The sequence below is a fragment of the Acinetobacter sp. ANC 3929 genome, from assembly GCF_000369405.1.
Classification (GTDB): Bacteria; Pseudomonadota; Gammaproteobacteria; order Pseudomonadales; family Moraxellaceae; genus Acinetobacter.
In genome coordinates this window covers 83384-97232 of the sequence record NZ_KB849999.1, presented here as the reverse complement: position 1 = coordinate 97232, position 13849 = coordinate 83384, and the positions used below count along the sequence as shown (strand labels likewise).

Here is a 13849-nt window from a genome sequence, read left to right as displayed (position 1 = left end):
CGCCTGATTTTTTTATTGCGCCAAACACATCACTATCGTGCTTGGCATCATCAAGATTATTGCCAAGACTCTTTAATCCAGTCCGATGGCAATACATAGCGATACCACTTACCGCCACCACCACTGATCGCATCAGGTGGATTAATCTCGCCATGGAAAATAATAATTTTTGCGCCTTTCGGTTTTATTGGCGGCTGGAAATAAGCAAATGGCACTCGTCTTAAGCAGTGATATTTATAGCTTTTGCACCAGTCTTTATTCCAATAGCTCAACTTGCCTTCATTATGTACAAACCAAGACAAGTACTCTTGTTCATTACGGAATTTTTGACTGATCTCCTTAAAGTTTGCACGAAAATATGGCAGAATTTTAGGAAAAGCACCTAATTTAAAACGATATACCGAACTGTTCCCTGTGATCCGCCATGGACGTTTCCAATCGTGAATCACCAAGAATTCGCCTTCCGCTTGGAAAAAACAGTCAATATTATCAATGATGACCACATCCAGATCGAGAAACAGTGCGTTGCCTTTTAGACCATACAAATCTGGCTCAAACGTTGAAAGCTTATTCCAACCACGTTCAGGACTGCCTGCAGGTAAGTCTAATGATGGAATTGGGAAACATTGAATATTCGGGTCAATCCCTTCGGTACGATCTGTCAGACATACCATTTTAAAGGGCAAGGTCAGATGACGTTTGACCATGTTATACAAACGGTTTACGTACTCAGCACCATATTTGGTTCCCCACTTCATGCACAAAATCACATTGTCTTCATGAGTTGCCGAATTTTGTTGAATATCTACCATCTGATAACCTTAAATGCTTGAGATATGGAAGTTCGCGTTGTCATAAAAAATCCAAGAGCGTTCAATCATATGCACTGAATATATTCTCATCTTAGCATAGAGCTGATCATTTTTTTTAGTATTAATTCGTCAACGTATTCAGCTTATTTATTTTTCATCCCACTCAAATTACAACTAATTTACCCCGAATAAATCTCGGGTATAAATCTTTTCCATCACATCACTAAACATCGTCACCATTCGATTAACAATAATTAAATCGGATTTTGATTTAAATTTTTGCAAGCTCGCTTCCACAGGATGACCCAAATATTCTTTTACATCGAGGGTTGGTTCATAAATGATGATTTTAATCCCCTGATCAGCCAAACCCTGTAACACATCATGTACTGCCGACTCTCTGAAATTGTCTGAATCCGCTTTCATGGTCAGGCGATAAACACCAACACTCGAGACCTTACGACTCAGAATATCTTCAATAATGGCCTGCTTGCGGGTTTGATTAGAACGGATGATCGCTGAAATCAACTCTTGCGGTGTTTCATGATAATTGGCCAATAACTGTTTAGTATCTTTGGGCAGGCAATAGCCCCCATAACCAAAGGAAGGATTGTTGTAATGATCGCCTATACGCTGATCCAAGCCCACACCATTGATGATATCCAACGCACTCAGCTTATGCTTCATACAATAAGTATCTAACTCATTAAAGAACGCCACTCGCATGGCCAAATAAGTATTGGAAAAAAGTTTAATCGCTTCAGCTTCGGTCGAATCGACACATAACAGGACCGCATCTTTTGTGATGGTTGCCTTGAGATAGAGCTTGGCAATTTTTTCTGCGCGTTTGGATTTTTCACCCACAATAATCCGTGAGGGGTAGAGATTGTCTTGCAAAGCTTGCCCTTCACGCAAAAACTCAGGCGAAAAGATTAAATTTTTAAGACCGAATTTTTTCGAAGTCTCAGCAGTATAACCGACTGGAACCGTAGATTTGATCAGCATCAAGGCTTTGGGATTAATACTCTGAATATCCTCAATCACCGCTTCAATACTGCTGGTATCAAAATAATTGGTTTCAGGATTATAGTTGGTTGGGGTCGCAATAATAATGAGTTTGGCGTTCTGATAGGCCAACGCTTTATCGCAAGTCGCTTCAATATGTGATTCGGATAAATAGCTTTGAATACAAGTATCACTTATCGGTGACACTTTTTGGTTGATGCTCTTTACTCTATTTTTATCAATGTCCAAAATCATGACATCATGTTGTTTTGAAAATAACAAGGCATTTGATAAGCCGACATAACCTGCACCCACAACCGTAATTTTCATTCTTTCTCGATTTTTAATTGTACTTAGCCTCAAGCTAGTCCAGTTAAATGAAAGATTAATGATGCTTTAATTGCAATCTGTTGACAGTCAGGCAATAAAAAAGCGAAGCCTAAGCTTCGCCTTTGCAATGATTTCAACTTATTTAATATAAGTTAACCAGTGTGCATACTTGTCATTGCGACCTTGTACCGCATCAAAGAAGGTCTTTTGGATTACAGTCGTGATTGGACCACGTGAACCACAACCGATTTCACGGTCATCATATTCACGAATTGGCGTTACTTCCGCAGCAGTACCGGTAAAGAATGCTTCATCTGCAATGTAGAACTCATCACGTGTAATACGGCGCTCAACCACTTCATAACCAAGATCTTTGGCAATGGTAATTACCGTTTGACGCGTAATCCCTTCTAATGCACCACCCGCTAAATCTGGGGTATGCAATACGCCATCTTTAATCAAGAACACGTTCTCGCCCGCACCTTGGCAAACAAAGCCTTGTGGATCAAGTAACATGGCTTCGTCATAACCTGAACGCGCAACTTCCTGATGTGCCAAGATTGACACTGTATAGTTACCACACGCTTTTGCTTTACACATAGTCACGTTTGGATGATGGTGCGTGAATGAAGAAGTTTTGACACGAATACCGTGTGCCATTGCTTCTTCACCTAGATATGCGCCCCAACCCCATGCTGCAACTGCTGCATGAATGGTGTTATCCGTTGCTGCGATACCGAGTTTTTCAGAACCAATCCAAATCAATGGACGCAGATAGCAAGAGGCTAATTTATTTTCACGCACAACATCAATCTGTGCTTGTTCTAGTGTCGCTTGATCAAATGGAACATTCATTTGATAAATTTTTGCTGAATTTAATAAGCGCTTAGTATGATCTTGCAAACGGAAGATTGCTGTACCATTCGGTGTTTCGTAAGCTCTGACGCCTTCAAAGACACCCATGCTGTAGTGTAGTGTGTGAGTTAAGACGTGAATTTTTGCATCACGCCAATCAACTAACTTTCCATCTTGCCAAATAAAACCATCACGATCAGCCAAACTCATCGCACATACTCCATTTTCTTTTTACACAATTATTCACTTTCCAATGCTTGCGCAGTTGGATCAATTAATCTTTGCCATAACTTGCAAACGATCTCGCGGGTATCGTGCCAATCCGCAGCATTGACTTGCATAGATTGATTTGCAAGCGCTAAACGGTGGCTCTCAGCTCGTTCACGGAGATAAGCGTGTATTAATGCTGTGGCATCTTCACTGGATAAGCAGCCTGCTTTAGCAGCATCTTCTAGAATTCTTACATTGTCGGAAAAATGGGCGAGATCTGTATTCGTCCCACTCCATGCAAGCACAGCATACTGTGCCATAAATTCGATATCAACGATACCACCTGAGTCCTGTTTTAAATGAAAAATCCCATGTTTTTTTTGCTCAGAAGATGATCCCAAATGATCTTTCATCTTTTGGCGCATTTTCAGCACTTCTTCACGCACTTCATTTTCATCACGAACTTGAGTCAGAATTTGGCAACGAATCTGTTCAAATTGCTTGCATAATCCAATATCACCTGCAATCGAACGGGCACGCACCAAAGCTTGATGTTCCCACAACCATGCACTCTTTTGCTGATATTGCTCATAGGCTTTTAAACTGGTGACGAGCATCCCTGCTTCACCCGAAGGTCGAAGGCGTGTATCAATTTCATAAACGCGTCCATCCAGGGTTTGTGTGGTCATGAGTGACATAAATTTTTGTGCCACACGAATCGCGAATTCAGCTCCACTAATACCCTTGCGGCCATCCGTTTCACTTTGTTCTTCAAAGGCGTGAATAAAGACCAAGTCCAAATCTGAGCCATAACCCAACTCGATGCCACCCAATTTGCCATAGGCGATCACTGCGAAGCCTTTATTATCCAAACTACACCGCTGCCCATCATTACCTACAGGATAACCATGCCGTTCTGCAACAGCCTCATAAGCCAAACGCAGTGTCGCTTGCACACTCACCTCAGCAATATCAGTCAGTGCATCCGACACTTTCATCAACGGACTTTCTGCCAACACATCACTGGCAGCAACGGTAAGGACATTGCTCTTTTTAAATAAGCGTAGCACGCGCATCTGGTCTTCGACTTGATCAATCTCAATCCGCAGTAATTGCTGACGCAGTGAATCTTCAAGGTCTTTACGTTGTGGCAAGCCAAAATCCATCGACAGGAATTCATCTAAAAGCACTGGATATTGCGCCAACTCTTCACAAATCCACGGGCTGACAGTTGCCATCTTGACCAGCCGCTGCAATGCACCGCGACTTTCCATCAGCATCACCAGATAGACCGTACGGCGTAGTACAGATTCGATTAAAGGCATCAACCGCAACAGGGCCACTTGCGGTTGCTCCGACTGTAAAATCGCCTCAATCAAATGCGGCCAAAATTTCTTTAAGCGTTCTAATGCACTGGCGGGAATTTTGCGCAATGCTTGCCCATGCCAAAAATTTTGAATCAGGTTCTTGGCATCATCATCCAATACCGCATTCAGTTTTTGTTCAAGCTGGACAAAATCATCCACAGGTTCCGAAAACTCTTTTTCCTGAATCAACTGTTTAAACTGAACTTTGACCTTGTCACGCTTCTGATTCAGCACGGCTAAGAACGCAGGCCAATCGGCAAAACCAAGCGTATCCAACATCCGTTGTCGAAGTTCTGGTTCGGTTGGCAAGGACTGGGTTTGCTGATCATTCAAGGCCTGAATCGCGTGCTCAATCCGTCTCAGGAATAAATAAGCATCTTCCAGATCGATTACCGCTTGCTGATCTAATAATTCAGCTTCGCCCAAATGATGCAAATTTACCAAGCACTGACGATCTTGCAATTCACGCTTCGATCCGCCATAGATCAACTGGAACACCTGCACGATGAATTCGATTTCACGAATCCCACCTGCACCCAGTTTAATGTCATCTTCAATATTACGGCGCATGACCTCACGCTCGATCATGGCTTTCATTTCTCGCATGGCTGCGAAAGCGGAATAATCGACATAACGGCGGAATACGAACGGACGCGACATATCCAGTAATTCTGCACCCGCTTTGCCGCCCGTGATTACCCGTGCCTTAATCCATGCATAGCGTTCCCATTCACGCCCATGCTGACTTAAATATTTTTCTAGGCCACTATGACTAATCGCCAATGCCGAGCCATCGCCCCACGGACGTAAACGCATATCAACACGGAATACAAAACCATCGGCAGTAATGTGATCCAATAAGTAAATTAATTTCTGTCCCCACAGAATACAGAACTGCTGTACATCAATACATTTACGCCCATTGGTTTCGCCCTGTTCATCAAAGGCGAAAATCAAGTCAATATCGCTGGATAAATTCAGCTCTTGTGCACCCAACTTCCCCATGCCAATCACGATCAGGTCTTGTAATTGCCCAGAGTAACCAATCGGTTCCCCGTGTTTGGCTAATAAAGGAGGTAATGCAAAGGCTTTGGCTGCACAAATACTGGCATCGGCAAAATCAGACAGTTCACGCGTCAGCGTCACCACATTGGTCAGTTGATTGGCATCTTGCCAAATCCAGCGGAACATCAACTTGGCACGTAAGATACGCAAGGCTTTCATCCATGCCTGTTCGTCTGTGACTTCGGCTACAGCCAATTGGACTTTTTGATGGATGGTTTCAGTCGACAACGAGTCAACAAATTGAGCTTCGGAATAGTCTTGTTCTAATTCTGTTTTGTATAAATTTAAAACTTGTTCAGCATATTGGCTTGCAACTAAGGTTTTTTGTAGCTGTTGCGCATTCATATAAAAAGGCTCGACTGATGTCATGTCATCTTGGTTAGTTATATCAGTTACAAGCTTATCTTTAAAATCTCTTTAGACTAATTTCGCTTTAGTTTTTTGTTGATCGGTACATAAATCAACCTGTTCACGTTCAATCGGCAGCAATACAGTAAAGATCGTACCTTCGCCCTCATTGGAACTGACATTGATTTCACCCAAATTCATTTCCACAAAGCGTTTACATAAACTTAAACCCAAGCCTGCGCCCTTCTCTCCTGCCGTACCTTTATAGCTCATGGTAATGCGTGGCTGGAATAGGCCTTTGATTTGTTCTTGAGTCATGCCTAAACCTGTGTCTTTGACATAGATTTCGACATAGGTGCCTTTATGTTGTGCTTGGATATAGACCTTACCCGTACCATCGACATCAGTAAATTTCAGTGCATTGGACACCAGATTTTGAATCACCGAAGTGATCATATTCATATCGGCATAAACTTTTAGATTTTCATCCACTTCATTAATCAGTTGAATATTCTTCTTGATTGCCAAGGTTTTGAGAATATCGGTCACAATACTGGTGATTTGACGTAACTTGAAATTAATCGGGTGATAGACAAAGCGCCCGCCTTCTGCCATAGACCAATTCAGTAAACTTTCCAATAAGTTATAGGTCGATTGTGAAGTGTCGTAGAGATAGTCCGCAATATTTTGAATACTGGATTCGTCTAAGGTTTCACGCTCTTTGGCTAAGATTTCTGAGAAGCCTAATAGGCCATGAAATGGTGCACGTAAATCATGTGAAATAATGGAAAAGAATTTGGTTTTACTAAAATTTAGTGCGGATTCTTGTTCGTATAATTCTTTCAACTCGTCATGGTTAAACTTCAGTTCCAGTTGTTGCATGAAGTTGACACAATGTTCTTGGAGAAGTTGTTTTTGTAACTCGTTAAAACCTTGAGCAGCTTCATCAAATAGAATGATATAGCCCAGTGAGGTTTGGTCAGGATGTCTGAGATGCAGAGCAATCGCAGTTTGGATTTTCTTTTTCAATGGTGCAAGAAATGCTAACAGTGTTTGGTATTGCGGATGATCGCTATCGACCAGATCACCATTGACGAATAAGGTATTTAAACTTTTGGTAACTTTTGCAGAATCAATCGCTTTGAGTTTTTCAGGGCAACGGTGCCATAGATAAGGTTCTTGGTGAAATGACAGTAATGCCGTACTGGCTTGCATCAGTTTTCGGTTAAACTGTAAAAATTGCTCAAGCAGGTTCTGCTCTGAAGTTAGCCCCAAAGAAAGAGAGATTTTACAAGCGCTTAACTTTTCAGCTTGCTGTAGTTCTAATAATTGAATCGTCATTCCCGCCTCTCGAATATTATCGTTATACGGTTCTTTACGTTTTATAAAAAAAATGTGAAAACTATCACTTAGTATTAACAAACTTTAACAGAAAAGGCAATTGTTGATTCAATCAATTCGCAACAAAACGTGAAATTTCATTGAATTTTAACTTGAGTCTAATCCAACTCAATAATTTGAACTTCAGTATTACTGATATTTGGGATAACTCGACCATTTCAATCGAAACACTTATTGAACAGGCAGGATTGAAGCCCCAGTTGGCCAAACTTAAATGGATTGTTGAAAAAGCTGTTCACACATACTCGATGGGTGGCTTGACCATGCAGCTTGAAGCGTCAATTTAGTCTTCTTTCATAATGACCGTGTTAAGTATTGCGTCATTAGGAATTTCTAACCTTTGAATCGTGTCATTTCTTTCAAATTGCAAATAGGTGTTTTTCCCAATACCTTTAAAAAGTATTGTGACTTCAGATATAGGATAGTAATTTTCTTTTGAGGTTGCGGCTTTAGAGCCTACTATTATTTCTGCATACTCTTTCTTGACATAGATAATTGTTTTCTCTTTCCTCATACTAACTAAATTCATAGAAGAAGAAATCATTTTAAAGGGCACATTAAACTGATATGCACTATAAAAAAATGGGAAAAACACAACCACCAAAAGTGAAAACCTGACAGTATTTTGATTATCAATATTTTTAAAATTAATTCTATTTATTATACCTTTATAAAAAGAAGAATCATCTTCAACATCAACATGATCTTTAAGTCTGTAAAAAAAGTTATACTCCTTAGACAAAGTATAAATTACATTAAAAAAAAGGAAAGAAAAGAGACCAATTAGTACAGCCCAAATGATTCCAAATTTATCAAATTCAAAAAATATAAGGGGAATTAAAACTAATGGTGCGAGAAAAATATAAGTACTTTTTTTAACTTTAGGGGTGAGAAACCTATTTCTTCCTTTCTCTACACCTAACCATTTATTAAATTTAGAATCTAATAATTTTCTAAAATTTTTACTTAAAATCTTAACAAAAATAGAAGAAATAGCATTCCAAATCATCATTCCTATTACAATTTCAGACAAAATAAAAAACAGTAGTAAAAAGCCAAAAACCATTGCGATAAAAAAGAGGACAAAACCATCACCCAAAGATATTTCATTAGGTAAATATTGAATTTCTATAAGATAATAAATCAAACATGCTGCTCCTAAACCTATGCCAAATTTAAAAATAGGTAAAAAAATTTCAACTAAAAATTTTAAATCATTGAAAATTATTTTTTGAATTGGAGAAAGCATTTTAACCAACCTTCTTTTCTATTTTGATTAACATTATTTTACTGTCTCAATGTAATTATTAGTTATTTGATCTATCACTTGGATTATCTGCTAAGGCACTCGGCTTCACACTCTTAACCAACTCAGCACTCGCTTTAATCAACTCTGTTCCTGCTACAAGCTGATCTTGCATCAGATCGCCAATCTTGTCATTCTGAGTCTGATCAAGTTCTTTTCCGAAGTATTTCATAGTTAACTCTTTCACCAATTCATGTTTATCTTCTTCTTTCAAAGATCGTACATGTATGGGAAATGCTGATATTTCAACATGAGTCTGATATGCCTGTTCTTTTAATTTTTTTGCATGTGAAAGACGTCTCAAGAAAAGTGTCGCAAAGGTTACTGTTGCTGAAAGAATTAAAAATTTTATAGTAATAAATTTAATCCAAAAATTTTGATAGCTTTGATAATTAGCAACCGTTGGATTTGTAATATCAGTTAATTCAATCGTTGAATAATATGTAAAAAAAATTCCAAAAAAAATAGAAGTATAAAAAAATATATTATTAAAAACATACTCCTTATTATACTTATTATATAAACCTAAATATATTTTATCTGTTTCATGTTGTTCAATTGCCAAAATAGCTGCATCAACTTTATCCACTTTGTTTTTTATTTGGTTTAAAGCTTTATCAATTGCAGGCTCAATCAACTCTTCGAAACGTAAGCTTGTAGCTCGCATCATCTGCAAATCTTTTTTTATTTCTTGAATATTTCTTGCACTATTTACCATGTTAGATAATGTTTGATGAGCTTCCAACCCATCAAGATTCATTACATTATATCTAAATGAACCTGCCATAGACTCTAGATCGTTCATTACAGTTTCATAAAATATTTCATTTTCAAATAAAGAGCTGTAAGTATTAATAGTAAGCCTAAATTTAGGAATCACAGATTTATTAAACCTATTTAAAATTTCATATTCTTCATAATTTGCATCCGATGCATTTAACGAGTCTAAGTATTTAGAAATTAACGATTGCATCTCATCTAAAATTTCAAATATATTTTTTAAACGCTCATTTATCATAACTATTTATTGACCCAATCCATCAGCTCACAATGAGCCAACCCATTGTATCAAAAAGAACTAATCTTTCTATCTATAAGTAAAAAAACAACTAGAAATATTAAAGAATGCCTAAACCAAAAACACTTGCTTTTAAATATATGATTGTACTTTCTAAATCACAGTAAAACCTATGGCAGCCGTAAGAATATAGAAAGCATTTTCACAAAAGATGCGAAAATCCATCATGCACTTTTTTTGCGAAAAATCTTTTAGCTAAAAACAAGAATATTAATCATGATTTGCCTGAAGAATCAAAATACTTAATTAGTCATAGTTTTAAAAATATTTTTGCAACCTATTTATAATCTTTTCCCATTAAAAAACCCCAAGCCTTTAATACCAGCTTGGGGTCTTTGAATCTTGGTCCCGAGGGTCGGGATCACAGTAATGTAAATGATTCAATTAGTTAGATACATAAGTGTGGAAATAGTGTGCAGATCTCAGATAAATGAGCGAAATATCAGGAACATAGAAACAAAGGTTTAAGGGGGTTTTTATTCCCTTCTTCTCAAACTTTAGGTCATGAAAAATAGAGGTTACAAAAGTTACAGATATTTATTTATATAGTTAACTATATGATTATTATTAATAAATATATAAAATATAAAAGTTACATATAGGTTACTTTGAAGTTACATGTAACCTCTTTTCGAGGTTACAAGCTGTAACCCCTTATATATATGATTTATATAGATATTCTATCTTTTTGAAAAAATCCGTAACCTCATGTAACCTCTATGAGGTTACAAAATATTAATTTAATAATCATATACTTAACACTTGTAACTTCTATTAATTTTAAGTTGTAACCTCAAAATACCTATAGTTTTAAGGTTTAAAAAATCTTTTAATTTCCCTATTTTTTATTTAGTGCATTGGATTGCGTCAAAGCGCATCTAATATGAAATTAAAAAGGGCTCTAAACCTTATAAAACATAACGTTTGAACATAATTTCTCTGTGCATCAAAAATGAGACATTTAGGAACTGCGCAGGCGGGAGAGGAGACTGCGATTGCCCCCTCTGCCTGTTGGTTGATATCCAGTGCAATCACTATTGATCTGTTTAATATTCACAAGCAAAAAAAAATGCCAAGCTTTAAACTTGGCATCTTAAAAATTAAATAAATGTATATTTTTTAATGCTTTTTTGATAAAATACAGGTATCTATGGCTTTGATTCCGAAGAAATTAAGTCATATTCTTTAAATCGAATTACTTCTATTCCAAGTTGATCATTTATTTGTTTCATTAGATTTTGTAAGTAAACGATCTCATTGTAATAAAACACCCTAGCGGCTTTTTCAATGTCTCCAAATCCTCCAGCATTCTGAGGTACTACGCCCATCAACTGTGGTGGCATACGATGCCCAGCAAGCTGATCGTCTCGGCTTGCAATCTTGATATTATAAAACTCATCCTTTGCAGCAACTTCAGCCAGCGGTATAACATTTAGCCCCTTTTCTTTCCCTCCTGGTGTATAGACCAATAGATTTTTAAAATTGCCGGCACCTTTTGAATTCTTTAAAGAATCCTCCAAATCGTCTACATCCTTTTGAGTTTTCATGGCGTCTGTAATGTGAAGAATGAAACCTGCATGTGCGCCATTTTTATAATATCGACGACGGAATAAAGTCGCTGCCTCATTCAAAAGAATGGCATTGATACTGCTTAGATAATTCGGAACTCCATAAATTTCCTGATTGATATCAGGCTCAGAAATATGAATGATTTCGTGCGGATCAAATACATGTTGTTTTGCTTGGAAGCCATCCAATTGAAAGAATCTTTGCAGATCAATCCCTTTTCTCATATTGATTGCTGGACGTGAAGTCAGCTTCAGTACACCACGGAATCGATTATATTGAATATGAGCATAACAATTTGCAAAGGTAATCAGATTCAATGCCAAGGCATTAAAATCATGGCGGCTTAAAAGTGGATGCGGGATAAAGTCATTTGAAAGAATATTTCTTTTTATGACAATTGCACTGGTATGGTGGCTGGTACCGCGATAAAGCTTTGAAGTAGCAGCTATGTCATACGGTAATTCATACCATTCCTGCCATTGGGGGCAATAGCCATATTCAAAAAGAGTATGGCCATCAAGAACAGGCTCAGGATCTCCAAAACTTCGAAACGTAGTTTTAGTTTGTTCGTTCACGCGATTTATTGGTGCCGAATGATCAACCGACATTTGCTCCTTGTGCGGAAATAAACTTGTAATAACTCTGTCTAATATTTTCATGAATTAAATACTCTGATACGGCTTTGACGTGCGCCTTGATGTTCTGGATCTGGGACATGAATAATTGGTGCATTCTCTAGTCCGTTCATTACTGCCCAAGCTATGTCTCCGTGACCCGTTTCAGCACTTCGACTTGTGATCAGTGTTTTGTTTCCACCGCCTCCAGTGAGTGCTTTTTTGATCGATAAAAAGGACTTAGCCACTACTTGTAAACCTGCATCAAAATGCAGTCTGCGTTTCTGGAATAATTCTTTTACCCGTAGGCCCATACGGATTTTCAATTCTGGTGTGTAGTTCAAGCGCGTGAGTTGCGGGAAGAAAATCTCTACATGCTCAGCAACGGCCAAACCATTCCCAGTGTTATCAATACCGATAAAAGTAACGTTGTAACGTCCGCAAACTTTTTTGATGTACAAAGCTTGTTCACTGGCTTTCATACCCTGAAATTGTTTGATTTCTAGGATTCGATAGGGTTCCAGCGGTGTGCGTGGCGGTGCAATTATGGCAAGTGCTGCATTGTCTCCAGTGAACGAAGGATCGTAGCCGAGCCAAACTTCCCCTGCATAACGTGGATTTTGATTAGGAAAAAAGTCCTTCCAAACTTCCCAGGTGTCGACCATATTCGGGATGATGTCTTTAAGTGGAAAATAAGATCCTGAATCATCGATAAATTCACAATCGAATAAATTGGCAAATTCCTCGTCGCCATATTCTGCAAGGAGATCCTCACGATCAAATAGATCACACCCTTTTTCCTCGGCATCGCTCAATGTGACAATTTGTCTAGTTTTCCTATCAGCGCACTTAACTGGAGTTTTTAATGCAACCTTGCTGACATCGATCTCGATAGGTAGTTTTCGTTTGCTGTCTTTACCTGTCCAGAATGTAAATGCTTCATGCAAAATACTTGAAGGGGTAGACATATAAATTTGCTTATACATTTTTTGGGATGCCATTGCAGAAGCAACTTTTTTGAACTGTAAAAACTTACGAATCCAAAAAAACTCATCCATGATGACATCGCCATGTCGACCTTGTGCTGTCAGCGCATTTGTTCCCAAGTAGTAGACTGTTGCTTGTCCATTCGGTCCATTGATCACAATCGGATCTCCAGTCAGATCTAACCCAATGACATCAAGCACAAATGCTTTTATATATTCGACAAATTGGTAAGCCTGCGCTTTTGACGCAGACATGAAAATTTTATTCTTCCCTGTTTTTAATAAATCAATCAATGCCCATAAAGCAAAAATATAAGTCGCTCCGATCTGGCGAGATTTTAATAATATAAAAATACGAGACCAAGAAATTGCATCCATCCATTCCTCTTGATAAACGTACAAAAATTCCTTGAATGCTTCCTCAAGTTTTTCCAGATCCTCGAGCGTAATTTCATTTTTAAGTTTCCGCTTTTTAGGTCCTGCATTTCTGTTCTCAATGTTCGGATTGAGATCCGTTTGTTTACCTGACTCTAAATATTTATTGATCCTAGCCCATCGTTCGAACTCTTTTGAGATCCGTTCCATTTCCTTGTAATTGGCATTACTTTTATTTTCCATGAAAGTGAGTGACATATAACGGATTTTCAAGGCAATTGTGATGTCATCAAAAACATCCGATTTTGCCCACTGATCGCGCTGTTTCCAACTTTCTACAGTCGAACGATTTTCGCCAGTGTGATTGGCGATTTCAGAGACAGACATACCCATCGAGAAAAGAATTCTTCCCTGCTGTCTTGGGTTCATGAGTTCAAGGAACGTCGGCGTATTTGTATTCATGTGCCAATGTTGCGATAAGCACAAAAAATCTCTGAGTGATGTTTTCCTGATTAAGCGTTAATCAGG

At 38.2% G+C, this 13849-nt stretch carries 10 protein-coding genes; 1 reads left to right on the top strand and 9 read right to left on the bottom strand.

Going from position 1 to position 13849, the window contains the following annotated elements; all coding sequences use genetic code 11:
- Positions 1–56: 56 nt before the first annotated feature.
- From F909_RS12180 to F909_RS12200, 5 genes are all read right to left on the bottom strand, one after another.
- Entirely contained in the window at positions 57–812 is a 756-nt protein-coding gene (locus F909_RS12180) for a hypothetical protein (protein WP_005149872.1), read from the bottom strand.
- Positions 813–986: 174 nt separating this feature from the next.
- Entirely contained in the window at positions 987–2147 is a 1161-nt protein-coding gene (locus F909_RS12185) for a nucleotide sugar dehydrogenase (protein ID WP_005149869.1), read from the bottom strand.
- Positions 2148–2285: 138 nt separating this feature from the next.
- Positions 2286–3212 carry a branched-chain amino acid transaminase gene (locus F909_RS12190; protein ID WP_005149867.1) on the bottom strand — a complete coding sequence of 309 codons (927 nt, stop codon included), beginning with the start codon at positions 3210–3212 and terminating at the stop codon, positions 2286–2288.
- Between the two features lie 29 nt (positions 3213–3241).
- Positions 3242–5989 carry a bifunctional [glutamate--ammonia ligase]-adenylyl-L-tyrosine phosphorylase/[glutamate--ammonia-ligase] adenylyltransferase gene (gene glnE, locus F909_RS12195; RefSeq protein WP_005149864.1) on the bottom strand — a complete coding sequence of 916 codons (2748 nt, stop codon included), beginning with the start codon at positions 5987–5989 and terminating at the stop codon, positions 3242–3244.
- A gap of 72 nt (positions 5990–6061) precedes the next feature.
- Positions 6062–7333: a sensor histidine kinase gene (locus tag F909_RS12200; RefSeq protein ID WP_005149862.1), complete on the bottom strand. Its 1272-nt coding sequence runs from the start codon at positions 7331–7333 to the stop codon at positions 6062–6064.
- A 152-nt stretch (positions 7334–7485) separates the two neighbouring features.
- On the opposite strand from F909_RS12200, the gene F909_RS0120230 reads away from it, so the two are divergent.
- Positions 7486–7680, top strand: coding sequence for a hypothetical protein (locus tag F909_RS0120230; RefSeq protein ID WP_032877838.1), 195 nt, complete (start codon positions 7486–7488; stop codon positions 7678–7680).
- Here F909_RS0120230 and F909_RS12205 read toward each other — a convergent pair.
- From F909_RS12205 to F909_RS12220, 4 genes are all read right to left on the bottom strand, one after another.
- Positions 7677–8642: a hypothetical protein gene (locus tag F909_RS12205; RefSeq protein ID WP_005149860.1), complete on the bottom strand. Its 966-nt coding sequence runs from the start codon at positions 8640–8642 to the stop codon at positions 7677–7679. The two genes, F909_RS0120230 and F909_RS12205, sit on opposite strands and share 4 nt — an antisense overlap.
- 58 nt (positions 8643–8700) lie before the next feature.
- Positions 8701–9717: a hypothetical protein gene (locus tag F909_RS21395; protein WP_005149859.1), complete on the bottom strand. Its 1017-nt coding sequence runs from the start codon at positions 9715–9717 to the stop codon at positions 8701–8703.
- Positions 9718–10925: 1208 nt separating this feature from the next.
- Positions 10926–11954, bottom strand: a complete 1029-nt coding sequence (locus F909_RS12215) for a phage portal protein (protein WP_228129396.1) — start codon at positions 11952–11954, stop codon at positions 10926–10928.
- Positions 11955–12001: 47 nt separating this feature from the next.
- On the bottom strand, positions 12002–13783 hold the full coding sequence (locus tag F909_RS12220; protein WP_005149856.1) for a terminase large subunit domain-containing protein: 1782 nt from the start codon (positions 13781–13783) through the stop codon (positions 12002–12004).
- Positions 13784–13849 lie beyond the last annotated feature (66 nt).